This is a genomic window from Pseudolabrys taiwanensis, from assembly GCF_003367395.1.
Lineage (GTDB): Bacteria > Pseudomonadota > Alphaproteobacteria > Rhizobiales > Xanthobacteraceae > Pseudolabrys > Pseudolabrys taiwanensis.
Window position 1 is genome coordinate 1,855,622 of sequence record NZ_CP031417.1, and the last position, 25,932, is coordinate 1,881,553.

Annotated in this window: 23 protein-coding genes and 1 pseudogene; 11 read left to right on the top strand and 13 right to left on the bottom strand. The window is 63.6% G+C overall.

Annotated elements, in window-relative coordinates:
• Positions 1-55: 55 nt before the first annotated feature.
• Positions 56-1,180, bottom strand: coding sequence for an LLM class flavin-dependent oxidoreductase (locus DW352_RS08925; RefSeq protein ID WP_210209950.1), 1,125 nt, complete (start codon positions 1,178-1,180; stop codon positions 56-58).
• Positions 1,181-1,286: 106 nt separating this feature from the next.
• Here DW352_RS08925 and DW352_RS08930 point away from each other — a divergent pair, with 106 nt between their 5' ends.
• Complete coding sequence (locus DW352_RS08930; RefSeq protein WP_115690455.1) at positions 1,287-1,883, top strand: winged helix DNA-binding protein; 597 nt, start codon at positions 1,287-1,289, stop codon at positions 1,881-1,883.
• Positions 1,884-1,894: 11 nt separating this feature from the next.
• Here the strand turns inward: DW352_RS08930 and DW352_RS08935 are convergent, their stop codons facing one another.
• The 6 genes from DW352_RS08935 to rpiA form a co-directional block, all read right to left on the bottom strand.
• Positions 1,895-3,004 carry an alpha-hydroxy acid oxidase gene (locus tag DW352_RS08935; RefSeq protein WP_115690457.1) on the bottom strand — a complete coding sequence of 370 codons (1,110 nt, stop codon included), beginning with the start codon at positions 3,002-3,004 and terminating at the stop codon, positions 1,895-1,897.
• A 45-nt stretch (positions 3,005-3,049) separates the two neighbouring features.
• Positions 3,050-4,810, bottom strand: coding sequence for an NAD+ synthase (locus DW352_RS08940; RefSeq protein WP_115690459.1), 1,761 nt, complete (start codon positions 4,808-4,810; stop codon positions 3,050-3,052).
• Positions 4,811-4,888: 78 nt separating this feature from the next.
• Positions 4,889-6,277, bottom strand: a complete 1,389-nt coding sequence (locus DW352_RS08945) for a class II 3-deoxy-7-phosphoheptulonate synthase (RefSeq protein WP_115690461.1) — start codon at positions 6,275-6,277, stop codon at positions 4,889-4,891.
• Between the two features lie 162 nt (positions 6,278-6,439).
• Positions 6,440-7,825 carry a glutathione-disulfide reductase gene (gor, locus tag DW352_RS08950; RefSeq protein WP_115690463.1) on the bottom strand — a complete coding sequence of 462 codons (1,386 nt, stop codon included), beginning with the start codon at positions 7,823-7,825 and terminating at the stop codon, positions 6,440-6,442.
• Positions 7,826-7,866: 41 nt separating this feature from the next.
• A complete protein-coding gene (locus DW352_RS08955; RefSeq protein WP_115690465.1) occupies positions 7,867-8,379 on the bottom strand; it encodes a DUF2059 domain-containing protein in 513 nt (170 codons plus the stop codon).
• A 28-nt stretch (positions 8,380-8,407) separates the two neighbouring features.
• Positions 8,408-9,103 carry a ribose-5-phosphate isomerase RpiA gene (gene rpiA / locus DW352_RS08960; RefSeq protein ID WP_115690467.1) on the bottom strand — a complete coding sequence of 232 codons (696 nt, stop codon included), beginning with the start codon at positions 9,101-9,103 and terminating at the stop codon, positions 8,408-8,410.
• 144 nt (positions 9,104-9,247) lie between these two features.
• On the opposite strand from rpiA, the gene DW352_RS08965 reads away from it, so the two are divergent.
• The 5 genes from DW352_RS08965 (at position 9,248) to DW352_RS08985 (ending at position 14,266) form a co-directional block, all read left to right on the top strand.
• Complete coding sequence (locus DW352_RS08965) at positions 9,248-9,922, top strand: HAD-IA family hydrolase (protein WP_115690469.1); 675 nt, start codon at positions 9,248-9,250, stop codon at positions 9,920-9,922.
• Positions 9,923-10,146: 224 nt separating this feature from the next.
• Positions 10,147-10,542, top strand: coding sequence for a PEGA domain-containing protein (locus tag DW352_RS08970; RefSeq protein WP_245434372.1), 396 nt, complete (start codon positions 10,147-10,149; stop codon positions 10,540-10,542).
• Positions 10,543-10,692: 150 nt separating this feature from the next.
• Positions 10,693-11,736, top strand: coding sequence for a GTP 3',8-cyclase MoaA (moaA, locus tag DW352_RS08975; RefSeq protein WP_115690473.1), 1,044 nt, complete (start codon positions 10,693-10,695; stop codon positions 11,734-11,736).
• 255 nt (positions 11,737-11,991) lie between these two features.
• Positions 11,992-12,573, top strand: a complete 582-nt coding sequence (locus tag DW352_RS08980; protein ID WP_115694321.1) for a TRAP transporter small permease subunit — start codon at positions 11,992-11,994, stop codon at positions 12,571-12,573.
• A gap of 31 nt (positions 12,574-12,604) precedes the next feature.
• The gene (locus tag DW352_RS08985; protein WP_115690475.1) at positions 12,605-14,266 is read left to right on the top strand and encodes a TRAP transporter large permease; all 1,662 of its coding nucleotides are present in this window, start codon (positions 12,605-12,607) and stop codon (positions 14,264-14,266) included.
• 73 nt (positions 14,267-14,339) lie between these two features.
• On the opposite strand, the gene DW352_RS08990 is transcribed toward DW352_RS08985, so the two are convergent.
• The 4 genes from DW352_RS08990 to apbC form a co-directional block, all read right to left on the bottom strand.
• Positions 14,340-15,431: a TRAP transporter substrate-binding protein gene (locus DW352_RS08990; RefSeq protein ID WP_115690477.1), complete on the bottom strand. Its 1,092-nt coding sequence runs from the start codon at positions 15,429-15,431 to the stop codon at positions 14,340-14,342.
• Positions 15,432-15,643: 212 nt separating this feature from the next.
• Positions 15,644-16,732: a TRAP transporter substrate-binding protein gene (locus DW352_RS08995; RefSeq protein WP_115690479.1), complete on the bottom strand. Its 1,089-nt coding sequence runs from the start codon at positions 16,730-16,732 to the stop codon at positions 15,644-15,646.
• A 166-nt stretch (positions 16,733-16,898) separates the two neighbouring features.
• Positions 16,899-17,987, bottom strand: a complete 1,089-nt coding sequence (locus tag DW352_RS09000; protein WP_115690481.1) for a TRAP transporter substrate-binding protein — start codon at positions 17,985-17,987, stop codon at positions 16,899-16,901.
• Positions 17,988-18,237: 250 nt separating this feature from the next.
• Entirely contained in the window at positions 18,238-19,383 is a 1,146-nt protein-coding gene (gene apbC, locus DW352_RS09005) for an iron-sulfur cluster carrier protein ApbC (protein WP_115690483.1), read from the bottom strand.
• A gap of 167 nt (positions 19,384-19,550) precedes the next feature.
• On the opposite strand from apbC, the gene DW352_RS09010 reads away from it, so the two are divergent.
• The 4 genes and pseudogenes from DW352_RS09010 (at position 19,551) to DW352_RS09025 (ending at position 22,578) form a co-directional block, all read left to right on the top strand.
• Positions 19,551-20,249 carry a class II aldolase/adducin family protein gene (locus DW352_RS09010; protein ID WP_115690485.1) on the top strand — a complete coding sequence of 233 codons (699 nt, stop codon included), beginning with the start codon at positions 19,551-19,553 and terminating at the stop codon, positions 20,247-20,249.
• Positions 20,250-20,299: 50 nt separating this feature from the next.
• Complete coding sequence (locus tag DW352_RS09015; RefSeq protein ID WP_115690487.1) at positions 20,300-21,271, top strand: Bug family tripartite tricarboxylate transporter substrate binding protein; 972 nt, start codon at positions 20,300-20,302, stop codon at positions 21,269-21,271.
• 11 nt (positions 21,272-21,282) lie between these two features.
• Positions 21,283-22,179: pseudogene (locus DW352_RS09020) on the top strand (NAD(P)-dependent oxidoreductase); the annotation flags it as partial.
• Positions 22,180-22,395: 216 nt separating this feature from the next.
• The gene (locus tag DW352_RS09025) at positions 22,396-22,578 is read left to right on the top strand and encodes a hypothetical protein (protein WP_115690489.1); all 183 of its coding nucleotides are present in this window, start codon (positions 22,396-22,398) and stop codon (positions 22,576-22,578) included.
• Between the two features lie 87 nt (positions 22,579-22,665).
• Here the strand turns inward: DW352_RS09025 and DW352_RS09030 are convergent, their stop codons facing one another.
• Both DW352_RS09030 and DW352_RS09035 read right to left on the bottom strand, forming a co-directional pair.
• Positions 22,666-23,412, bottom strand: a complete 747-nt coding sequence (locus tag DW352_RS09030) for an MBL fold metallo-hydrolase (protein ID WP_115690491.1) — start codon at positions 23,410-23,412, stop codon at positions 22,666-22,668.
• Between the two features lie 117 nt (positions 23,413-23,529).
• Complete coding sequence (locus DW352_RS09035) at positions 23,530-24,141, bottom strand: glutathione S-transferase (RefSeq protein ID WP_115690493.1); 612 nt, start codon at positions 24,139-24,141, stop codon at positions 23,530-23,532.
• A gap of 175 nt (positions 24,142-24,316) precedes the next feature.
• Between DW352_RS09035 and DW352_RS09040 the strand changes: the two genes are divergently transcribed.
• Positions 24,317-25,903 (top strand): sensor histidine kinase, encoded by a 1,587-nt coding sequence (locus DW352_RS09040; RefSeq protein WP_115690495.1) that lies wholly within the window; start codon positions 24,317-24,319, stop codon positions 25,901-25,903.
• Positions 25,904-25,932 lie beyond the last annotated feature (29 nt).

The window sequence follows — 25,932 nt, forward strand, 5'->3', positions numbered from 1 at the left end:
CGCTTGGCTCTTGGCTCTCAGCGGTCTGTCGCCGCAAGGCTTCAGCGCCAGCGCCTCAGGCCGCCGAGCGCGCGACATCCGGCGCGAGGCGAACGCCGCGCTGCTCCAGGATCGGCAGCACATTGTCGCGGAAGTACGGGAACTCTTCGGCGTAGTCGACGAACGACAAGGTGGTGCCGCGGAATCCGGCGGCGTGCAGCGCCGTCAGGCCGTCGGCCACCTGCTCCGGCGTGCCGGTCAGCGGGAAGCCGCCGTGGCCCGCCGCCATGCGGTCGCGGATGAGTGCCAGCAGATCGTGCGGGAACGACTGCGCATGCGCGAACTGGAGGCGCACCAGATTGTCGACGGCCGCCCAGTCCGCATTCGTCCGGCCGAAATATTCGAGGTACTCCTTCGCCTCCCCCTCGGTCGGGCGACACACAACGTGCGAGAAGGTGAGCACCTCGACCGCGCGGCCGACGCCGGCGCCCTGCTGCTTCAAGGCCGCGATCTCGTCCTTCGAACGCGCCAAGTCGATCGCCGGCGTGAACAGGAAGTCGGCATTGCGCACAGCGAACTTGCGGCCTTCATCGGAGCCGGCCGCGTTGAGGATCGGCATCGGCTTTGACGGGCGCGGATCGCCGAGCACATTCTTCAGCTTGAAATACGTGCCGTCCCAATCGAAAGCCTCGGTGCGGGTCCACAACGCCTTGACGATATCGAACCACTCCTGGGCATAGCCATAGCGGGTCGGATGATCGTCGGGCAGCGTCAAACCGAGCGCCTCGTACTCCGGCTTATTCCAACCGGCGACGATATTGAGCCCGACGCGGCTGCCGCTGATCTGATCCATTGTCGCCAATTGCTTGGCAACGACGACCGGATGGTTGGCAGCTGTGTGAATGGTAGCAAAAAGCGTGAGGTTGCGGGTCTGCGCCAGAAGACCGGTCGCCCAGGTGATCGTTTCCAGGACGCCGCCGTGGAAGTTGGTCTCGCCGCCGTAACCGATCCAGCGCGCGATGGGCAGCATGAAATCGATGCCGGCATCGTCGAGAAGACGCGCAAGCTCGAGGTTGTTGTCCCAGGAATTGACCCAACGCTCGGGCACCTTGGTGACGGTCATTCCGCCCGAGCAATTCGAGGCAAACGTGCCGAGAAAGAAGGGCTGCGTCTTAGACCCGGGCGTTCCAAGCATGCTCATCGGCAACTCTCCCCACGCTATGATAGATTATATGATAGATAGTCTATCAGTAATTCGAGTGGACGCAAGCAAGCGCTCTGGGCATTGTGTGCCTCGGGGGTATCCAATGGGCCGAAAAAATAAGCAGATAAGCGAGGTTACGGCGACTGTAGACCGTGGCTGGCATCTCGCCCGCACGCCGCTCGAAATGGACGTTGCCGACATCGAATATGCGCTGATGCGGTGTTATGAAGCGTTCGGCCGCTGGCAGGCGGAGTGCCTCGCCTCGGTGATCGAGTTCTCGGCAAGCGGACCCGAGAATGCGCTGCTGCACATCATCGGCATGAACGAGCGACCGAAGACCATTCGCGACCTGGCGCATATGACCAATCGCGAAGACATCCCAAACATCCAATACAGTCTGCGCAAGCTGCTGAAGGCGAAGCTGATCACGCGCACCGGCAGCGGCCGCTCAGGCGTGAACTACGACGTGACGGCGCTTGGCCGCCGCGTGATCGAGCGCTACGCCGATATCCGATCGGCCTTGTTGATCGAAGCCGTCTCGCGCGTGCCGAAGCTGACGGGCCGACTCGCCGACTCCGCCCATACGCTCGAGTTGATGACCGGCATTTACGAACAGGCGGCACGGACGGCCGCCACGCATCGCCGTCGTCATCCCCTGCCCGAGCCGAAGGCGGCGCGCCCCGGCAAAAGCCGCGGCTAATCGGGGCGCGATTACGGCGCGTGTCTAATTCGCGCTGTATCTATCGCGTTCAGATCCTTGCAGCCGCAGAGCGCCATGGTGACTTCAAGCTCGGCGCGCAGGATGCGGATGACGTGTGCGACGCCCGCCGCGCCCGCCGCCGCCAGGCCATAGACATAAGGCCGCCCGATCAGCACTGCCTTGGCGCCCAACGCCAGCGCTTTGAACACGTCGCTGCCGCGCCGGACGCCGCCATCGCAGAGTACCGGCACACGATCGCCCACCGCCGCAACAGTCTCGGCCAGCACATCGATGGTGGCGGGCTGGGTGTCCAGCGTGCGTCCGCCGTGATTGGAGACGATGATGCCATCGAAACCTTCGGCGACCGCGCGCTGCGCGTCTTCGGCGGTCATGATGCCCTTGGCGAGCAACGGCAGGCGCGTGAGCGAACGCAGCCAGGCGACGTCCCGCCATGTCATGGCGGACGCGAGCAGCGGCCCGCCAAGCAATAGCTGTCCATTATCGACCGCCTGCATGCTCGGCACGCGCATGCCGCGCAGATTTACCGCTTCGAGGTCGGACGGCAGCGCAAAGCCCGCGCGCTGTTCACGGTTACGAATTCCGGTGACCGGCGCATCGACGGTGACGACGAGCGCCGTGTAACCAGCCGCTTCGGCGCGGCGCACCAGCGCGGCGGTAAGGTCGCGGTCGGCTTGCACGTAAAGCTGAAACCACAGCGGCGTTTTCGCTTGCCGCGCGACGTCCTCGATCAAGGTCGTCGCCTGGGTGCTCACCACGACACCGGTTTGCATCGCCGCCGCGGCGAGGACGGTGCCAAGCTCACCGTCGGGATGAAACAGCCGGTGATAGGCGACTGGCGCCAACAAGATGGGCGCGGCAAAGCGCTGGCCGAATATCTCCACCGCCGTATTGCCGCCGCTGAGATCTTCGAGCACCCGCGTGCGCAACGTCAGGCGCTGATACGCCGCAATGTTCTCACGCGCCGTCCACTCGTCGGTCGCGCCGCCCGACAGAAAGGCCCATGCGGACGCGCTGACGCGCTCGCGCGCAAGGCCCTCGTAATCGCCGACCGATACGGCCGTCGGTGGGATTTGCTGGAGCTTGGGCAAAGGGTGCTGCATCGGCCGCCCGGCTATGCACGAGACTCTGGCGCGGCTTAACAACCGCTAGAAATCGAACGCCTCTTTCTTACCGGCCTTGCCGTTGCCGCGCAGCAATGTCTCGTCCGGTTGCGGCAATGGCGTGCCGGGGTCGCGGAAGCGGTTGGTGATCGGATAGCGCCGGTCGCGGCCGAAATTGCGCAACGTCACCTTGACGCCGGGCGCCGCCTGGCGCCGCTTGTACTCGGCAATGTGCAGCAGACGCTCGATGCGCGTGACGGTGTCTTTGTCGAAGCCCGCCTCGACGATGCGGGAGATGGGCTCTTCGCCTTCGACCAGCCGTTCCAGGATGGGATCGAGCACGGCATAGGGCGGCAGCGAGTCCTCGTCTTTCTGGTTCTCGCGCAGTTCGGCGGTCGGCGGCCGCGTGATGATGTTCTCGGGGATTACGGGGCCGTCGGGGCCGAGCGCGATCTCGGGCTTCCAGGCATTGCGCAGCCGGCTCAGGCGAAACACCTCGGTCTTGTAAAGGTCCTTCACCGGGTTGAAGCCGCCGTTCATATCGCCATAGAGGGTGGCGTAGCCGACCGACATCTCCGACTTGTTGCCGGTCGTGACCACCATCAAATTGAACTTGTTGGAGATCGCCATCAGGATCGTGCCGCGCGCCCGCGCCTGCAGGTTCTCCTCGGTGACGTCGCGCGGCAGTTTTTCAAATGCCGGCTCCAAGGCAGCCAAAAAGCCTTCGACCGCGGCGGCAATCGGTACGATGTCGTAACGCACGCCGAGTGCCTTCGCGCACGAAGCCGCGTCGTCGAGCGACTCCTGCGACGTGAATTTGTAGGGCAGCATCACGCATCGCACGCGCTCGGGCCCCAGCGCATCGACCGCCATGCACGCCACCAGCGCGGAGTCGATGCCACCCGATAGACCGATCACGACACCGGGAAATCCATTCTTGTTGACGTAATCGCGCAGGCCGAGCACGCAGGCGGCATAGTCGGCCTTCTCCCCCTCGGCGACCGTCTCGATCGGCGCCTCACAGCGCCAGCTATTGCCGGCGCGCGACCAGTTGGTGAGCACGACCGCCTCGCGGAACGCCGGAAGTTGCATCGCCAGCGAACTGTCGGCCTGCAGCGCGAAGGACGCGCCATCGAACACGAGTTCGTCCTGACCGCCGACCTGGTTGACATAGAGCAGCGGCAAGCCGCTTTCCGTCACACGCGCCACCGAGACATTGAGCCGCACTTCGTCCTTGGCGCGGCTGTAAGGCGAGCCGTTGGGCACGACAAGGATCTCGGCACCGGTCTCCGCCAAAGTCTCGACCACGTCTTCGTAGTCGCCCGCCTCCGTCCAGATGTCCTCGCAGATCGGAACGCCGAGACGCACACCTCGGAAGTTCACCGGACCGGGCACCGGCCCCTGCGCAAAAACGCGGCGTTCGTCAAAGACCCCGTAGTTCGGCAGATTGACCTTGTAGCGCACAGCCGCGATCGCGCCGTCATCGAGCAGCGCCACGGCGTTGTAGAGCTTGCCTTCGTCGACCCAGGGCGAGCCGACAAGCATCGCCGGACCGGGAGTCGCCGTCTCGCGCGCCAAGGCCTCGACAGCGGAACGGCAGGCGGCCTGGAAGGCGGGCTTCAGGACGAGATCTTCCGGCGGATAGCCGGCAATGAACAGCTCAGGGAAAACGACAAGGTCGGCGCCGAGCGCCGCCGCTTCGAGCCGCGCGCGTCGTGCCTTTTCGGCATTGCCGGCGACGTCGCCGACAATGGGGTTGAGCTGCGCGACGGCAATCGCAAGACGATCTGTGGGGCGGGCGTTCATGCGCTTGATCTATCGCCTGCCCCGCGTGCCTGCAATCACGCTACCGTATGCCCCGCCCCGCAATTTGCGGAGACGGCGTCAGAGACCGGCCGCCGCCGGCATCGGCTGCGTCACCGCAGCGCGCTCCTTGCGCAGCAGATCGGCCAGAAGGAAGGCCAGATCGATCGCCTGATCGGCATTGAGGCGCGGATCGCAGACCGTGTGATAACGGTCGTTGAGGTCGGCGTCGCTGATCGCCCGCGCGCCGCCCGTGCACTCGGTGACGTTCTGGCCGGTCATCTCCAGATGCACGCCGCCGGCATGGGTGGCCTCGGCCTGATGCACGGCGAAGAAGCTGCGCACTTCCTTCAAGATCAGGTCGAACGGCCGGGTCTTGTAGCCCGACGCCGACGTGATGGTGTTGCCGTGCATTGGGTCGCAGGACCAGACCACGGAGCGGCCCTCGCGCTTCACGGCACGCAGCAGCGGCGGCAGGTTGTCGCCGACCTTGTCGGCGCCCATGCGCACGATCAGCGTCAGCCGCCCCGGCTCGTTGTCCGGGTTCAGCACGTCGATCAGGCGCAGGAGATCGTCCGGCTTGCTCGACGGCCCACATTTGAGGCCGAGCGGATTCTTGATGCCGCGCGCGTATTCGACGTGCGCGTGGTCGAGCTGGCGCGTCCGGTCGCCAATCCACACCATGTGGCCGGAGGTCGCGTACCAGTCGCCGGTCGTCGAGTCGATGCGGGTCAGCGCCTGTTCGAAGCCGAGCAGCAGGGCTTCATGGCTGGTGAAGAAGTCGGTGGTGCCGAGCGTGGAATCGACCGCGAGATCGAGGCCGCAGGCGCGCATGAAATCCAGCGCGCCCGAGACGCGGTCGGCGAGATCGGCGTAGAGCTTCGACTGCGGCGAGCCGGACACCGACTGCAGCATCCACTGATGCACGTTCTCGACGCTGGCGTAGCCGCCCTTCGAGAAAGCGCGCAGCAGGTTCAGCGTCGCGGCGGATTGCCGATAGGCATCCATCTGGCGGCGCGGATCGGGCGTGCGCGCTTCCGGCGTGAAGGCAACGTCATTGATGATGTCGCCGCGATAGCTCGGCAACTCAATACCGTCGCGCTTCTCGGTCGGCGATGAGCGCGGCTTGGCGAACTGACCGGCGATGCGACCGATCTTCACCACCGGCGAGGCGCCGGCATAGGTCAAGACGATCGCCATCTGCAGGAAGACGCGGAAGAAGTCGCGGATATTGTTGGCGCCGTGTTCGGCGAAGCTCTCCGCGCAATCGCCGCCCTGGAGCAGGAAAGCCTGCCCCTGAGCCACCCGCGCCAGCTGCTTCTTCAGGTTGCGGGCTTCACCCGCAAAAACCAGCGGCGGAAAGGTCGCGAGTTGCTTTTCGACGTCGTCCAGCGCCTGCCGGTCCGGGTATTCCGGCACCTGCTGAATCGGTTTCTTCCGCCAGCTATCGGGCGTCCAACGTTCGGCCATTGCACTTACTCCAGGATCGGCCGGGGTTATACACACCCACCGCCGATCAGGCCACAGAATTGCAAAGCCGTCCGGGCCGGCGTGCCGGCGGTCCCTTCGGCCAAGCTCCTGTCATTTAAGGTGTTTGGCCGCCGGCGGAAGTCCGGGGCGACCGGCCACGCCCTACTCGGCCGCGGCCCGGGTATAAGTGATGGCCTTTTCCCGCATGGTCACCAGCTCTTCGGCCGCCGTCGGGTGAACGGCCATGGTGGCGTCGAAATCGGCTTTGGTCGCCTTCATTTGCACGGCGATTCCGATCGCCTGGATCAGTTCGCCGGCGTCCGGGCCAACAATGTGGCAGCCAACCACGCGGTCGGTCGTGCCATCGACCAGGAGCTTCATGAAGCTGCGGGTCTGCCGGCCGGCGAGTGTCGCCTTCATCGGCCGGAAGCTGGTCTTGTAGACGTCGACCACGTCGAACGTCGCGCGGGCCTGGGTCTCGGTGAGACCGATCACGCCGACCTCCGGCTCCGAGAAGACTGCCGTCGGCACGTTGGCATGATCGACGCGGATCGACTTGCCGCCGAACACATTGTCGGCAAACGCATGCCCCTCGCGGATCGCCACCGGCGTCAGATTGACGCGGTTGGTGACGTCGCCGACGGCGTAGATGTTCGGAACGGCCGTCCGCGAATACTCGTCGACCTCGATGCCACCATGCTCGTGGCAGCGGATGCCGAGGTTTTCCATGCCGATGTTCATGCAGTTCGGCCGGCGGCCGATGGCGAACATCACCTTGTCGGTCGGGATCGCCGTCTTGTCGGAAAGCCGTACGACGAACTCGTCGCCCGCCTTTTCGACCGCGGTGACGGTGTGGCCGCAGATGACATTGATGCCGCGCGTGCGCATCTCGTTGCGCAAATGCTCGCGCACGTCGTCGTCGAAGCCACGCAGTATATTCTCACCACGGTAGACCAACGTCACTTCGCTGCCGAGACCGGCGAAGACGCAGGCGAATTCGACCGCGATGTAGCCGCCGCCCTGGATCACGATACGCTTAGGCAGTTCAGTCAGATGAAACGCCTCGTTCGACGAGATCACATGCTCGAGGCCCGGAATATTCGGACCCATATGCGGCCAGCCGCCGGTGGCGATGAGAATCTTGTCGGCCTTCACGCGCGCGCCGCTCGCCAGGAGATGCACGGTGTGCGCATCCTCCAGGACGGCCCGACTCTTCACGACTTCGACCTTGAAGCGCTCGAGCGTCGCCGTATAGGCCGCCTCGAGGCGCATGATTTCGCGGTCCTTGTTGGCGATCAGCGCCGGCCAGCTGAAGGTCGGCTCGCCGACGGTCCAGCCGTAGCCGGCCGCGTCCTCGAAGTCGCCGGCAAAGCGCGAGGCGTAAACCAGAAGCTTCTTCGGCACGCAGCCGCGGATCACGCACGTGCCGCCGACCCGGTACTCCTCGGCGATCATCACCCGCGCGCCGTAACTGGACGCGATCCGCGCGGCACGCACCCCGCCCGAACCGGCACCGATTACGAAGAGGTCGACGTCAAAATCCGCCATTGCGCTGCCGCCCGCCCTAGAATGTTTGCCGGCGCGCGACGCTAGAGCGCGTGCCCACGCTTCTTGAGTTCATCGCGCATTTTGGCGACGACTTCATCGGACAGTTTGTTGGCCCAGGTCTGCGCAAACTTCATGCTGTTGTCGATCACCTTCGGCTGCTGCTCCAGCAGCTTTTGGCCGGCCGGCGACTTGTAGAAGGCGAGAATGTCTTTCAGCTCCTGCTCGGTGAAATCGGTGGTGTAGAGCCGCGCCACTTCATCGTTGAGCTCGGTAAAGCGCGGCGCCAACTGCGTACGCAAGTTGGCCGCGATCTCGTTGAGATCCTTCGCCAGCGCCGGGTCCTGCTGCAGATAAAGTACTTTGGCCTGCTCGACCACGCCGGCGATCAGCGGATTGAAGATGGTGTTCGCGCCGGTAACGGTGATCAACTCCTTGGCCGTCGCCATGGCGGCCGCGGACGGCTGCGGTTGCGCGAATGCCGAGCTCGCGCAGGACAGCGACAAAGCAAGGAGTGCCCAACGGGCGCCGCGGTGAGTGGCCTGCAAGAAATGCATCGTTATTGCTCCATATCGCTTAAATTTCTCAGCGCTCGACGATCCGGACGCCGTCGGGGCCGGCAACGATCGCCATCTGCGCAATGCCAACGAAAAGGCCGTGCTCCATCACCCCCGGGACGGCTGCCAATGCCCGCGCCAGGGCGGCTGGATCATCGATCCGGCCCAAGGCGGCATCGATGATCCAGTGGCCCCCGTCCGTGACGAAAGCATGGCCATCCTTGGTCCGGCGCAGCGGCAAAGGGCCCGGCGACTGGAGGCCGGCAATCGCGCTGTGGATAGCTTTTTCCGTCGCACCGTAGCCGAACGGGGCGATTTCGATCGGTAGCGGGAAACGGCCGAGCGTCTCTACCGCTTTGCTCTCGTCTGCGATCACAATCATGCGGCCAGAGGCCGCTGCCACGATCTTTTCCCGCAGCAGCGCGCCGCCGCCGCCCTTGATCAAGGTCAGACCCGGCCCGATCTCGTCCGCGCCATCCACGGTCACGTCGAGTTCCGGCGTCTCGTCCAACGTGGTCAGGGGAATCCCGTAACGTTCGGCATCGGCGCGGGTCGCCTCCGACGTTGGCACCGCGATAATATCGAGGCCCGCCCGCACCCGCTCGCCGACGAGCTCGACGAAATGCTTCGCGGTCGAGCCGGTGCCGAGGCCCAAGCGCATGCCGGGTCGCACGAATTCGACGGCGCGCGTGGCAGCGGCGCGCTTCTGGGCTTCTACGTTCATCAGACCGGCTGAGGCTCGGAATGGCTTTAGGCGTTTGCCCGCCTATCTAGCCCCGATCGCCACGCCAGGATAGCCGAAATCGCACCATTCCCGTGCTGTATTTGGCTCTTGCACGAGCCCCATCCGGCAGCTAGCGATCCGGCCATGACGGCTCCGACCATCGTCTTCGATCTCGACGGCACTCTCATCGACACGGCTCCCGACCTCGTCGACACCCTCAACGTGGTGTTCGCGCGCGAGGGACTGCCGCCGGTGCCCTACGAACCCGCACGCGCGATGATCGGCGGCGGCGCGCGTGCCATGATCGCACACGGCCTGGAGTCCGAAGGCCGTGTGCTCGACCCGAAGAAGCTCGAGATGTTGTTCGTCGACTTCATCAAGCACTACACGGATCATATCGCCGATCGGTCCCGCCCCTTCCCGGGACTCATCGACGCACTCGACGAACTGACGGCGCGCGGCTGCCGCTTGGCTGTTTGCACCAATAAGCTCGAACGGCTGTCGCTGTTGCTCTTGCGCGCGCTCAAACTGGACGATCGATTTGCCGCGATCTGCGGGCAGGATACGTTCGGTGTGCAAAAGCCCGATCCAGAAGTACTGCATCGCACCATCGCCGCGGCCGGCGGCGATTCGCGCCATGCCGTCATGATCGGAGATTCAGTCACCGATATCCGTACCGCGCGCGCCGCCGGCGTGCCCGTCGTCGCGGTCGACTTCGGCTACAGCGAGCGGCCGGTCGCGGAATATGAGCCCGATCGCGTGATCAGCCACTACTCGCAACTGAACGACGCGATCTTCGCCATGATTTCGACTCATTGAGCACGCCGTGTTGCCATGGTTAATAATGTTAAGGTTAATGACGGTTGCTGTGTTGCACCATCTTAACCTCAACCGTATCCTTGTGCCGGGCGAGCGATCGTGTCGCTCGAGTTGACGGGTTTGAGAACATGTATCGAGTGATTGCTATTATCGGCGGCGCGCTGGCTCTGGCGGCGTGTACGTCCAGCTCCGATTTGGGCGATTTATTCAAGCCTGCGCCGTCCATGGATACTGTGCGCTTCGAATCCGAGCCGCCGGGAGCCGATGCCAAGACCTCCAACGGTCAGACGTGTAAGACGCCGTGCGCTCTGGCGCTGCCGACGGCCGGCCCGCTGACGGTGACCTTCACCCTCGCCGGCTATCAGCCAGCGTCCGAAAACATCGAGGTGATCGAGAACACAGGTTCGCCACCGAGCCTGCGGCCGAACCCGGTCGTCGTCGAACTCACCCCGGCCCCGCCGCCGCCAGCGAAGAAGCCGGTTCGCCGGCATCCCGCCGCCAAGAAGCCCGCGGCGCCGAAGCCCGCTGCGGCCCAGCCGGCAGCGCCGGCTCCGGCACCTGCCGCCGCTCCGGCTCAGCAGGCGCCCGCCTCGCCCTGGCCCTCGACGCCGGCGCGCTAAGATCTCAATTGCTTCGACGCCGAAACGGCCCGCGATCGTCGCGGGCCGTTTTTTATTGAGCGGCCCTGCCCTGGACCCGGTAGTCATAATCGGCCAGAGTTCTTATCTAAACCGCGCAACCGGGACAGCGCGCGTGAAATCATGGCTCTGATGAACGGAACTTCGACCCTCGAACGCGACCGTGCCGACGTAAAGCCGCGCGCGCTGATCGATCCATTCCAGCGCGCCATTACCTATCTGCGCGTTTCGGTCACAGACCGCTGCGACTTCCGCTGCGTCTACTGCATGTCCGAACACATGACCTTCCTGCCGAAGGCGGACCTGCTCAGCCTCGAGGAACTCGATCGCCTGTGCAGCGCCTTCGTGGCCAAGGGCGTCAGCAAACTGCGGCTGACGGGCGGCGAGCCTTTGGTAAGGCGCGGCATCATGAACCTGGTGTCGTCGTTGTCGCGCCATCTGCAAAGCGGCGCGTTGTCCGAACTCACGCTGACCACCAACGGCTCACAACTCGAGAAATATGCGGCCGAGTTGAAGGGGCACGGCGTCGAGCGGATCAATGTCTCGCTCGACACGCTCAACCCCGACACGTTCCGCGCCATCACCCGCTGGGGCGACCTCGACAAGGTGCTCGCCGGCATCGATGCCGCACAGGCTGCCGGTCTGAAGGTGAAGATCAACGCGGTGGCGCTCAAAGGCGTCAACGAAGATGAGATCGCGGATTTGGTGGCATGGTCGCATGGGCGCGGCATGGACATCACGCTGATCGAGGTCATGCCCCTCGGTGATATCGAGGAGTCGCGGCTCGATCAGTATTTGCCGCTGTCGCTGGCGCGCGCGCGCCTTTCGGATCGTTACACGCTCGAAGACATCGACTATCGCACCGGCGGTCCCGCGCGCTACACACGCGTCAAAGAGACCGGCGGCCGGCTCGGCTTCATCACACCGATGACGCACAATTTCTGTGAATCGTGCAATCGGGTGCGGGTGACGTGCACCGGTACCCTGTTCATGTGCCTCGGTCATGAAGACGCCGCCGATCTGCGCACGCCGCTGCGCGCCTCCGAGAGCGACGACCTCCTCTACACCGCCATCGACGAAGCCATCACCCGCAAGCCGAAAGGCCACGACTTCGTCATCGACCGCCGCCAGCAGCGGCCGGCCGTCGCGCGGCATATGAGCGTGACCGGCGGCTAAACCGCCGCCGCGCCAAGCGCCAAAGAAGTACCCGAACAGCGCTGATTTTGTGCAGTGCAACCGATCGCACCGCGGCCGCCGCGCGACGGCGCGCGGGCTCGCGTCTTCAACTAACTTCGGCATTGACGGGCGCTGTCGCGTTCGGATTAGTTGGCACACTCGGCTGCGAGGCCGGCCGTGGGGGGCTGGCAACGAACGACAAAACGGCCGCAATCGGCCACTGAGGGGATCAGAGTGGGCGCTGTTGACGCGTTGCTGAAGGCATTTCTGCCGGTCACGCGTGTGATCGATGCGATAAATCAGTGGCTCGGCCGGCGGATCGCCTGGTTGATCCTGGCTGCGGTGCTGGTCTCGGCGGTGAACGCGATCGTTCGCAAGGCCTTCGACACATCCTCGAATGCGTGGCTCGAACTGCAGTGGGTGCTGTTCAGCATGGTATTCCTGCTGTGCTCGCCCTGGACCCTGCTCGCCAATGAGCACATCCGCATCGACATCGTAAACAACATGCTCCCGAAGCGCGTGCGCGACGGCATCGACGTGATCGGGCACGCGTTCTTTCTGCTGCCGCTGACGGTCGTGATGATCGTTACCGGCATCCCTTTCTTCCTGCGCTCCTATGAGATCAACGAGCAGTCGGGCAACGCCGGCGGCCTGCCACAGTGGCCGTCAAAGGCGCTCATCATGATCGGCTTCACCTTGCTGCTCGCTCAAGGAATTTCGGAACTGATCAAGCGCATTGCCATCATGCGCGGCCTCATCCCGGACCCGCACGTCAACCAGACCAGCACGCTGGAAGCCGAAGTCGAGCACATCGTCGAAGCGGTCGAGAAACGCTAAGCGCGTTCGAGAGCGGGCAGCCGGAGAACCTATGACAGCTTTCTTCATCGAGAACATGGCACCGATCATGTTCGTCGCCCTGGTGGTGTTTCTACTGCTCGGGTATCCGGCGGCGTTCTCCCTTGGCGCGGTGGGCCTCTTGTTCGCCATCGTCGGCATCGAGCTGGGCCAGTTCGCGCCTGACTTCATCCAGGCGCTGCCCGAGCGCGTCTACGGTGTGATGAACAACGACACGCTGCTGGCGATCCCGTTCTTCACCTTCATGGGGCTCGTGCTCGAACGCTCCGGCATGGCGGAGGACCTGCTCGACACCATCGGCCAATTGTTCGGCACCGTTCGCGGCGGTCTCGCTTATGCGGTGATCTTCGTCGGCGCCCTTCTCGCCGCCACCACCGGCGTCGTCGCGGCATCCGTCATCTCGATGGGCCTGATCTCGCTGCCGATCATGCTGCGTTACGGCTACGACCGGCGGGTCGCCTCCGGCGTGATCGCGGCTTCCGGCACCTTGGCGCAGATCATTCCGCCGTCGCTGGTGCTGATCGTGATGGCGGACCAGCTCGGCCGATCGGTCGGCGACATGTACGAAGGCGCCTTCATTCCCGGCCTCGTGCTCTCCGGCCTCTACGCGCTCTACGTATTCCTTGTCACCATCTTCTATCCTAAAGCGACCCCGGGCCTGCCCTTGGAAGCCGTCGGCTTCCGCGAACCCAATGGCGACCGCGGCTTGGTTTCGCTTGGCATCCTGGCCGTGATCAGCGCCTTCTTCGGCTGGTTCATGATGCGCAATTCGAACACAAACGGCGCCGACTATGTCGTGTTGACGATGTTCTTTGGCATCATCTTCGCGTTTGCGGTCGCCATCGTAAATTATGCCACCGCGCGGTTCTTCGGCTTCCGCTTCCTCTCGCACATGGCGCAGCAGACCACCTTCGTGATGGTGCCGCCGCTGTTCCTGATCTTCCTGGTGCTGGGCACGATCTTCATCGGCGTCGCGACGCCGACCGAAGGTGGGGCCATGGGCGCCACCGGCGCCCTTATCCTGGGTGCCATGAAGCGGCGGCTGTCTTTCGACCTGATCCGCCAAGCGGTCGAGTCGACGGCCAAGCTGTCGGCCTTCGTCGTTTTCATCCTGATCGGCGCACGCGTGTTCTCGCTGACCTTCTACGGCGTCAGCGGCCATATCTGGGTCGAGCATCTGCTCGTGTCGCTGCCCGGCGGCCAGCTCGGCTTCCTCGTCTTCGTCAACGCCTTCGTATTCGTGCTGGCGTTCTTCCTCGACTTCTTCGAGCTCGCCTTCATTGTCATTCCGCTGCTCGGGCCCGCCGCCGAGAGGCTCGGCATCGACCTCATCTGGTTCGGCGTCATCCTCGGCGTGAACATGCAGACATCGTTCATGCATCCGCCGTTCGGTTTTGCGTTGTTCTATCTGCGCTCCGTGGCGCCAAAGGAAGCGTTCATCGACCGGATCACCGGCAAACGCACCGAAGGCGTGACCACCGGTCAAATCTACTGGGGCGCCGTGCCCTTCGTGATCATCCAGGTCATCATGGTGCTGCTGGTCATCGCCTTCCCCGCGATGGTGATGCATTACAAAGGCGTCGGTGCGACGATCGACCCGAACAAGGTAAAGATCGAAATTCCGCAGATCGATCTGCCGCCGGCGCTCGATCTCGGCCCGCCGAAGATGCAATAGAAAGTCTTAGAGCCGCGTATAAAAAGCCCCGGAGCCGAAACTCCGGGGCTTTGCGCATTCTGTATATCGTCGCTCAGCCGCGCGCGCGGGCGCGGATCTGATAGGTGTCGAAGCTGTACTCGGCGACCTGCCACCACAGATACTGATCGCCGCGGAACGCCATCATGTGGTCGTACACCTTCTTGAACGGCGCGTTCGTCGCCATGGTCTCACGATAGACGTCATTGGACGCTTTGTAGCAGGCGTCCATCACGTCGGCCGAGAACGGCCGCAACACCGCACCGCCCGCGACCAAACGCTTCAGCGCCGCAGGATTGCCCGCATCGTATTTGGATTGCATGGCGGTGTTGGCCATTTCGCTCGCCGTGCGCAGGATCGACTTGTAGGTCGGCGTCAGCGAATTCCATTTCGCAACGTTGATGAAGTTGTGCAGCATCGCGCCGCCTTCCCACCAACCCGGATAGTAATAGTACTTGGCCACCTTATAGAAACCGAGCTTCTCGTCATCGTAAGGACCGACCCATTCGCAAGCGTCGAGCGTGCCCTTCTCCAGCGCCGGATAGATGTCGCCGCCCGCGATCTGTTGCGGCACCGCCCCGAGCTTTCCGATCACGCGGCCGGCGAAGCCGCCGATGCGCATCTTCAGGCCGTTGAAGTCCTCCGGCGTCTTGATCTCTTTGCGAAACCAACCGCCCATCTGACAGCCGGTATTGCCGCATGGAATGGCGTGGATGTTGAATTTGCCATAGAACTCGTTCATCACATCCATGCCGCCGCCATAGAACTGCCAGGCATTCTGCATGCGGCTGTTGAGGCCGAACGGCACGGCGGTGCCGAACGCAAACGTCGGATCCTTGCCGAAGTAATAGTACGAGGCGGTGTGGCACATCTCGACGGTGCCGTTCTGCACCGCATCCGCCGCCTGCAAGCCGGGAACGATTTCGCCGGCGGCGAAGACCTGGATCTGGAATTTGTTATCGGTCGCTTCGGCCACCGCTTTGGCGAAGATCTCGGCGGCGCCATAAATCGTGTCGAGCGATTTCGGGAAGCTCGACGTTAAACGCCATTTGAGCTCCGGCATCGACTGCGCGATGGCTGGCGCTGCGATCGTACCGGCGGCGGCGGCCCCAAGGCCCGCCGTCTTCAGGAATTGACGACGCTTCATTCCCACTTCCTCCGTCTGGATGTTTCCTCTGGTGGGCCCTGTTGGCCGGGCCGCCTATTCCCGTCTCTTTGGCGGGTATTGGAACCATGACGGAGCATTTACGCAGAATCCAGTGTAAAATAGCTCGACCAAAGTCGCAGGGGGGACGCGCAGGCCGGAAACGACTTGGGGCCGGCTATCCGCCGGCCCCTTCGTCATCCGTTGCTTCTCACTCAGCCTTTGGTGCGGCTGCGGATCTGGAAGCTGTCGAAGGAATATTCCGCGACCTGCCACCACAGATACTCGTCGTTGCGGTAGGCCTGCATCGAGTCGAGCACTTTCTTGTAATCGGGGTTGGTCGCCGCGGTCTCCGCATTCACCTCGTTGGATGCCTTGAGGCACGCTTCCATCACGCCCATGCTGAACGGGCGCAGTTGCACGCCATGCGCGACAAGGCGTTTAAGCGCCTGCGGATTGCGTGCGTCGTAGCGCGCGGTCTGCTCGACGTTGACCGCGCCCGCAGCCGCCCTGATCACCGACTGATAGTTCTTCGGAAGCGAATTCCACTTGGCGAGGTTGATCTGCAAGTGGTTGGTCGTGCCGCCCTCCCACCAACCCGGATAGTAATAGTACTTGGTGACCTTATAGAAACCGAGCTTCTCGTCGTCGTAGGGACCGACCCATTCGGCTGCGTCGATCGTGCCCTTCTCCAGCGCCGGATAGATATCGCCGGCCGCGAGTTGCTGCGGGATCAAGCCGAGCTTCTGCAACGTCTTGCCGGCCCAGCCACCGATGCGCATCTTGAGGCCGCTGAAGTCGCCCGGCTCCTTGATCTCCTTGTTGAACCAGCCGCCCATCTGACAGCCGGTGTTACCCATCAGGAGATTGTACGTGTTGTACTTGGCGCCGAACTCATCCATCAGCTTCTGACCGTCGCCTTCATAGAACCAGGCGTTCTGCTGACGCGTGTTGAGACCGAACGGCACGGCGCAGAACAGCGCCCATGTCGGATCCTTGCCGATGTAATAGTAGTAAGCCGTGTGCCCCATCTCGACCGTGCCGTTCTGCACCGCGTCGAGCGTCTGCAAACCCGGAACGATTTCGCCCGCGGCGAAGGTTTGAATTTGAAATTTGCCGTCGGTCGCGTCGGAGACGTACTTCGCGAAGCTTTCACAAGATCCGTACAAGGTATCGAGCGACTTCGGCCAACTGGCCGTAAGCCGCCATCTCAATTCCGGCATCGATTGCGCAATAGCCGGCTTGGCAATGGCTGCAGCGGCGGCGCCCGCTCCCAGCGCCGCAATGAATTGACGACGTTTCATGGGTGGCTCCCTAGGATCGTTGTTTTGACGAGACCGTAGTCTCGACAGGGCTCTTTTCGCCCCGCGCAAGCATGATCCTCCGCCCTCGGGAAATCCAGGCCGCCGATGCAAAAAGCCCCCGTCCGGAAGCCGGACGGGGGCTGCAAAATGCCCAAATGCTGGGCGTTTAGCCGTGCGAGCGCATACGCACCATGAAGGCGTCGAAGCCGAGCTCGGCGACCTGCCACCACAGATAAGCGTCGCCGCGGAAGGCGACCATGCTGTCGTAGACCTTCTTGAAATCGGCGTTCTTGGCGCCGACTTCGTTATAGGTGTCGGTCGCCGCCTTATAGGAAGCTTCCATCACCGGCTGCGGGAACGGACGCAGCTGCGCGCCGGACGCGACGAGGCGCTTCACAGCCTGCGGGTTCACGGCATCGTACTTGGCCTGCATCCAGGTGTGCGCCTGCTCGGAGGCCGCGCGCACGATCGCCTGATAGTTCTTCGGCAGCGCGTTCCACTTATCGAGATTGATGAAGTTGTGCAGCATGGCGCCGCCTTCCCACCAACCCGGATAGTAGTAGTATTTTGCGACCTTGACGAAGCCGAGCTTCTCGTCGTCGTAGGGACCGACCCATTCGACCGCGTCGATGGTGCCCTTCTCCAGCGCCGGATAGATGTCGCCGCCGGCAAGCTGCTGCGGCACCGCACCCATCTTCGAGAAGATCTGGCCGTTGAAACCGGCGGTGCGGAATTTCAAACCCTTAATGTCGTCGACGGTCTTGATCTCCTTGCGGAACCAGCCGCCCATCTGCGTGCCGGTGTTGCCGGCCGGGAGAGCGATATAGTTGTATTTCTTATAGAACTCGTTGGCGAGATCGAGCGCGCCGCCGAAATGCATCCACGAGGTCTGCATGCGCGAGTTCAGGCCGAACGGCTGCGCGGTGAACAGCGCAAAGGTCGGGTCCTTGCCGACATAGTAATAAGACGCGGTGTGGCACATCTCGACAGTGCCATTGGTCACGGCATCGGCAGCCTGCAGGCCGGGCACGATTTCGCCGGCGGCAAAGACCTGAATCTGAAACTTGTTGTCGGTCGCTTCGGCCACCGTCTTGGCGAACACTTCGGCGGCGCCGTAGATCGTGTCGAGCGACTTGGGGAAGCTCGAGGTCAGGCGCCACTTCAGCTCCGGCGCGGATTGCGCGATCGCGGGCTTGGCAATAGCGGCGGCCGCGAGGCCGGCGCTGGCAGCGCCCAAGAATTGTCGGCGTTTCATAACTTCCATCTCCGGTTTTTTTCGTTGATCTGCCCATCGGCTCGACGGGCTTAGAAGGCTTCCAAAGCAGTTGCGAGATGTGCAGCGTGCTTGAAGAATTGGCATTCGCTGTATACGCGCGGTGCAATATGCGCAACGCGTTAATCGCCGATATTGGCCTTTGGTCGATGCTTTGTGCAAAGCAACATAAACTGCTGCAGCGCAAAAACGCTGCCGCACCTGCCGTTTTGAAGCGGGCTGGTGGTTGGCTTTAGGCCTCGATCACGATCTTGGGCGCGGCGCGTCCGGCTCCGCCGCCTTTTATCTGTGCCAGCACCTTGGCGGCGATGTCGCGATAGATCTTGGCGTGCGGGCCATCAGGATCCGTCGCCACCACGGGCAGACCCGCGTCCGACTTCTCGCGGATGTCCATGTGCAGCGGCACTTCGCCGAGGAAAGCGACGCCCTGGCGCTCCGCCTCGTGCCGCGCGCCGCCGTGACCGAAGATGTCCGAGCGCGTGCCGCATTCCGGGCACAGGAAGTAGCTCATGTTCTCGATCACGCCGAGCACCGGCACATTGACGCGCTTGAACATGGCGACGCCGCGCCGCGCATCGATCAGCGCGAGGTCCTGCGGTGTCGACACGATCACGGCGCCCTTGAGCGGGACCTGCTGCGCCATGGTGAGTTGCGCATCGCCGGTGCCGGGCGGCATGTCGACGACCATCACGTCGAGCTTGCCCCACTCCACCTCGCGCATCATCTGCGTCAGCGCCGACATCACCATCGGCCCGCGCCAGATCATCGGCGTTTCCTCGTCGATGAGGAAACCGATCGACATCACCGTCAGGCCGTAACGCTCGATCGGCTTGAGGCGATTGCCGCCGATGGTCTGCGGCTTCTCCTTGATGCCGAGCAGCTTCGGCAGCGACGGGCCGTAGATGTCGGCATCGAGCACGCCGACTTTGAGACCGAGGTCGCGCAGGCCGAGCGCCAGATTGACCGCCGTGGTGGACTTGCCGACGCCGCCCTTGCCGGAGGCGACCGCGATGATGGCGTCGACGCCGGGAATACCGGACTGCGTCCGCTCCCCTGCCGGAGCGTGCTGGTGCGGCGCCGGCCTGGCAGCGGCCGGTGCAGGCTGCGGCGCACGCGCGCCACCGGCCGTCGCGGCGCGTTCGGCCGTCAGCGCCACCAGCGCCGAGGTCACGCCCGGCACGCCCCTGACGGCCGTCTCGGCCGCCTCGCGCACCGGCTCCCAGGCCTTCACGTCGGCGGCGTCGACGGTGATCGAAAAGAACACCTTGCCGTCGCTGACCACCACGTCGGACAGCACGCGGGAGTTCGCCAGCGTCTCGACGCCCGGCGTTTTCACCGTGGCCAGAGCCGCCAGAACCTGTTCCTTCGTCACTGCCATGCCGGCTGTCCTCAACTATCGGTCGGATCGGGCCGCCACCATAGGCCAGACGGCTCTTTCGTCAATGCGGGCTTGCGTCACCGCGGGCTTGAGCGAAGCACCGTGCGCATGCCAGTTTCCAGGCCCGGCGCCGGTGCTGCGCCCAATCAAAAGGAAACGCGAGCGGCATGACCCACGACGACATAAAACAACAACTGATCTGGGCGGGCAAAGTTCTCGTCGGCGAAGGACAAGACGACTTCACGCGCGGCCACATCTCGTTCCGGCTGCCCGACAACCCTTCGCTTTTCTTCATGAAGCCGCACAGCGTCGGTCTCGACGAGATCACGATGGAGAACATTCTCACCATCGACCTCGAGGGCAACGTCGTCGCCGGCACCAGCCGCCGCCACAGCGAGGTCTACATCCATTCGGAGATTTTCAAGGCGCGCCCCGACGTCAATTGCGTGCTGCACACCCACCCGCCCTATTCCATCGCGCTGTCGGCCACCGGACGCGCCATGCGCGCCTACAGCCAGCCCGGCGCCTTGTTCTTCGAGAGCGTCGGCGTCTACACGGACACCATCAATCTCATCCGCACCACCGGCATGGGCGCCGGCGTCGCCAAGGCGCTCGCATCGAACCGCGCCGTGCTGCTGAAGAATCACGGCGTGGTCGTTGTCGGCGCGAGCGTCGCCGAAACAGTGGTCGGCGTCATCATGCTGGAAAATGCCGCGCAGGTGCAGCTCCTCACGGAAGCCGCGGGCGATCCGGCGCCGGAATTTCCGCGCGCCGATATCGAGAAGCTCAAGCACGACATCAGCCGACCGGAGCAGTTTCAGATCAATTTCGACTATCTGGTGCGCCGCGCAAAGCGGCGCGCCTGACCGCTTCAGACGACAAGACTCAAAAAGACGACAATAAAGGAGGATACCCCATGAGGATCGCTCGACTGTGCGCGCTCGCCCTGGCCGCATGCCTCGGCTGGGCCGCACCGGCCTTCGCGCAAGACAGCTATCCGAACCGCTCGATCAAGATCATCGTGCCGATCCCACCGGGCGGCGCGCCGGACATCGTGGCGCGTCTGGTCGGACAATATCTCTCGCAGTCCCTCGGCCAGCCCGTGGTGATCGAGAACCGCAGCGGCGCCAACGGCAACCTGGCCGGCGAAGTCGCCGCGAAATCGCCGGCCGACGGCTACACGCTGCTGCTGGCCGCCGACAGCGGCATCGTCATCAACCCGCATGTCTATGCGAAGATGACGTTCGATCCGATGAAGGACCTCGTGCCGATCAGCACCGTGGCAACCAACCAGTTCATCCTGGCAGTCAATCCGAAGCTGCCGGTCAAGACGCTCTCCGAGTTCGTGGACTACGCGAAGAAGGCCAATCCGCCGCTCTCCTTCGCCAATGGCGGCGTCGGCAGTCAGCACTTCTTCGCGATGGAACAGCTCAAACAGCGCGCCGGCTTCAGCCTGCTCAACGTCACATTCCGCGGCGGCTCGCCCGCGATGCAGTCGACGGTGGCGGGCGACACGCAAGTCCTGTTCGCCGGCGGTGAGAGCGGCGGGCAGTTCGAGTCCGGCAACCTGCGCCCACTGGCCGCCAGCGGCAAGGAACGCTCCAAGCGCTACCCCAATCTGCCCACCATCGGTGAAACCTATCCAGGCTATGCCGTCGACATCTGGCTCGGCCTGTTTGCACCGGCCGGCACGCCGGCGCCGATCATCGCCAAGCTGCAGAAGCAAGTGCAGGAGATCCTCGCGAGGCCGGACGTTGCCGAAAAGATCAACGTGTCCGGCAGCCTGCAGCCGCTGATCCTGTCGCCCGACGAATTCGCGGCGCGTATCCGCAGCGATGACGAGAAGTTCAGCAAGCTCGCCAAAGAACTGAACCTCAAGATCGAGTAAGGTCCGACCCTCGGATTTCGCGAAGGAGAGCGATGATGGCGAAAGTGGCGTTTCTGGGCCTGGGCGTGATGGGCTACCCCATTGCCGGGCACTTGAAGACGAAAGGCGGTCACGAGGTGACGGTCTACAACCGCACCGCGGCCAAGGCCGAACAATGGGTCAAGCAGTTCGGCGGCAAAGCCGCCGCGACGCCAAAGGCAGCCGCCGCCGGCCAGGACTTCGTGATGTGCTGCGTCGGCAACGACAACGACCTGCGCGAAGTCACGTTAGGCGCAAACGGCGCTTTCTCGGCCATGGGTAAAGGCACGATCTTCGTCGATCACACCACCGCCTCGGCCGAGGTCGCGCGCGACCTCTACGCCGCCGCCAAGAGCGGCGGTTTCGACTTTGTCGATGCGCCGGTGTCCGGCGGCCAGGCCGGCGCTGAAAACGGCGTCCTCACCGTCATGTGCGGCGGGGACGCCGGTCCGTTCGAAAAGGCCGAGAAGGTGATCGCGGCCTACGCACGCGCCTGCAATCTCATGGGCGACCCCGGGGCCGGGCAACTCGCGAAGATGGTCAACCAGATTTGCATCGCCGGCGTCGTGCAAGGTCTGTCCGAAGGCATTCACTTCGCCAAGAAGGCGGGACTCGACGTCGAGAAGCTGATTGCCACCATCTCCAAGGGCGCGGCTCAGTCGTGGCAGATGGAGAACCGCTACAAGACGATGGATGCCGGCAAGTTCGACTTCGGCTTTGCTGTCGACTGGATGCGCAAGGACCTGGGCATCTGCCTCGGCGAAGCGCGCAAGAACGGCGCCCATCTGCCGGTCACGGCGCTGGTCGATCAGTTCTATTCCGAAGTGCAGGCGATGGGCGGCAAGCGCTGGGATACGTCGAGCCTGATCGCGCTCTTAGACCGCAAATAGAAGTCGCAGGATCGCAATCGCATCGGGTCCGCGGCACACGCGGACCCGATATTCGCAGGAACCATGCGTTCGCCGGTTGTCTGCGCCGGAATAGCGGCAGGATATTGGCACCTGCGTCGACGCCGGGAACGGTCAGCCTTGCTCTTAAGTCGGCTTGCTAACGCTGGCCGCAGCAGATAGGGAGCGTCGATCATCCCGGGTTTCGTCTGCGCACGCATGTCTTTTATCTACACCGCCCTGGCCTTCGCCGAGATACTCGCCCTCTTCGGTTCGTTCATCGCCCTCGTTATCTTTGTGGCGAGAGCGATCATCAGGGCTATCGTCGAACCGAAGGAACCACCGCCAAAGCCGGAAGACCTGCGCCATCTCAAGCGCGCGGGACAGTCTGGCTTTTATTGAGACGCGGCATAACAGGTCTACGAGGGCCTGCTGGATTCCCGCTTTCGCGGGACTGAACCGAAATTGAAGCGAGCCGAGCGCAAAGGGCTAGATGTCGAGCCTCAGCCCATCCTCGGCGACCAGTACGCCAGCGGCTCGTAACTCATCGGTCCGTGCCAACACCGTCGGATTCATGTGGGTCGCCATGATGCGTTTGGCGCCGAATTCGGCCAGGCGGGCCTTGATGATCTCCCAGGTCATGTGACCGGAGATCTTCGTCCCTTCGTATGCGTAGCACTCGCAGATAAACAGATCGGCGTCCTTGGCGATGGGTAGCAGCGCATCGGTCCATTCCGTATCGCCGGAATAAGCGAAGACCCTCTCCCCGTCCGACAAGCGCAACGCGGTCGATGGCGCGCCGGATTGATGGATGACCTCGGCGGTGACGAGTGCATGACCCAGTACATCGCTCGGGACACCGATCGCGATCTCGTCGACCCGCCAGGAAAAGCGCCACTTCGATCCGGTCGATTTCGGAAAGAACACCTCCAGCGCCGCATCGAGACGCGCGCGCGTGCCCGGCGGACCGACGATCAGCAATGGCCTCTCGCGCCGCGACAGGAACTGCGCATCGAGCAGGAGGAACGGCAATCCGCCGAAATGATCGCCATGCAGATGCGAGAGGACGACGGCGTCGATCCGGTTCGGATCGTGCTTCAAGGCTTTCAGCGCCGGCAACGCCGACGCGCCGAAGTCCACGACGAGCGTGCCTTTGGCCGTTTCCAGCCAGAAGCACGTATTGAAGCGTCCCCCGGACCCAAACGCGTCGCCGGAACCGACGATGGTCAGTTTCATTTCGCGCAGTCCTGAATATGTTTGCGCCTTGCCCCCTCTCCGTTCATTCCCGCGAAAGCGGGAATCCAGCTCGTAAGTCTGGGTCCCCGCTTCCGCTGGGACGAACGGGGCATGTCCCTACGCCTTCGCGCTCGGCCGCGCCGACACCTCGCCGTGCCAGCGCTTCACATGGATGCATTCTTCCGGCACCGGCATGCGGATCGGCCGCATGAAATCGATGGCGCAAAGCGTTGTGATGTCGGCCACCGAAAAACGATCGCCCGCGACGAAAGCACGGTTTTTCAATTCGGCATCGAGCATGCGCAGAAAGTCCACGATGCGCGGTTTGTTGGCTTCGGCCCAGTCCGGCACCTGCGGCACTTCGAGCTCCTTCATCGCCGGGTGGCTGTGGCGGAAGACATTCGCGACAGAGAAGAGAAGATTGAGCTCCGCCCGTCTATTCCACATCTCGACCATGGCAATTTCCTTGGCCCCCACCCCGAACAGCGGTGGTTCCGGCTGAAGAACCTCGAAATAGCGGCAGATCGCGATCGACTCGGTGATGATCGTGCCGTCATCGAGGACCAAAGCGGGCATGCGCTGCAGCGGGTTCAGCGCCGTGTATTCCGGCGTCTTGTGCTCCATCTTCATCATGTCGACCTGCTCGGTCGGCACCGAAATACCCTTCTCCGCCAGAAAAATACGGGTACGGCGCGGATTCGGCGCCGTCTTGCTGTCGTAGAGCTTCATCCCGGACTCCAAAAAGCGTTTTCGACCCAGGCCCGCACACGACCACGCGTCCGAATGGGAGTCAAAGGCCGGTTAAAATCGGTTAACCAGGGTTTTTAGCGCAGCCTTAAGCTTGGCCTTAAGGATTTTGAGGGACGGTGCCAGCTGACTCATTGCGTGACAGCGTTTCCAACTCATGCCGATTCCAGGCGAACAGCCCGACCTGACCGCCCTGCCGCCGGAGAGTTCGCCGGTGCAGCGCCGGCTCGCCGCGCAATATGTGCGCGAGGCGCGGGATCGCCTCACCTCCTCGAGCGGCACACGCCCCGCCTTCGACGTCGAGCTGTTGCGCCAGTACGCCCAGAACCGGCTATCGGCCGGACTGGTCATCCTGCTGTTGGTCGCGACCATCGGCGCCCTGTCCAGCCTGTGGAGTGGCGCGATCACCGCCATCGCCTGGACCATCGGCGTCCTGATCATCCACGCGGCGATCATCACCGCCTGCAAGCAGTTCCTGAAACTGCCGCCGTCAGAAGTCGCCGTGCCCAAATGGCGTCTGCGCTTCATCCTGCTCGACCTGTTCTACGGCCTCGCCTGGATGTTCATCCTCATCCACCCCGTCGGCGTGGACGAGACCTCCGGCACCTTCATGCTGTTCGTGATGCTGCTCGTCGTGGCGGTGTCCAGCATGTTGTCGTCGAGCCTGCCGATCGCGGCGGTCGCCGCAACGTTCCCGGTCACCGCGGCCATCGCGCTCGACTTCGTGCTGCATGGCGGACTGCGCAATTACATCCTCGCGGCCATGGCCGTGACGGCGCAGGGATACTTCTCCGTGCTGGCGCATCGCCTCTACTCGACCACGCTCGCGACCTTGCAGGCGCGCGCCGAAAAGGACGCCCTGATCGGCGAGCTCGAACAGGCCAAGGCGATCTCGGACGAAGCGCGCCGCCGCGCCGAGGCGGCCAATATCTCGAAGTCCCGCTTCCTCGCGCAGATGAGCCACGAGCTGCGCACTCCGCTCAACGCCATCCTCGGCTTCTCGGAAGTGATGAAGACCGAGGTGTTCGGCGAGCACGCCGTGCCGGCCTACAAGGAATATTCGGCGGACATCCATAACTCCGGCGTGCATCTGCTCGGGCTGATCAACGAGATCCTCGATCTGTCGCGCATCGAGGCCGGACGTTACGAACTGAACGAAGAGTCGGTGTCGCTCGCCGGCATCGTCGAGGACTGCCATCACCTGCTCAAGCTGCGCGCCACCAACCGCGGCATCACCATCCACGAGATGTTCGAGAACGATCTGCCCCGGCTGTGGGCGGACGAGCGCGCCATCCGGCAGATCTGCCTCAACCTGCTGTCGAACGCGATCAAGTTCACGCCGCAGGGCGGCGAGATCTGGCTCAAGGTCGGCTGGACCGCCTCGGGCGGCCAGTACATGAGCGTGAAGGACACCGGCCCCGGCATTCCGGAAGAAGAGATCCCGATCGTCCTCGCCTCGTTCGGCCAGGGCTCGAACTCGATCAAGTCGGCCGAACAGGGCGCCGGCCTCGGCCTGCCGATCGCCAAGAGCCTGGTGGATCTGCACGGCGGCACGTTCGTGCTCAAGTCCAAGCTGCGCATCGGCACCGAGGTGATCGTCACCTTCCCGCCGGAGCGCGTCGTCGCGGCGATGGCGCCGATGACCGAGCACGCGCCGTCGATCACGCCGCCCGGCGAGCCCGTGCTCACGGCGGAAGAAAAGCGTCGTCTGAGCCGCCGGCCTTTGTTCCGCGCCGGGACGTAAACGCGGACAAAAAGCTCCAATTGCCTTCT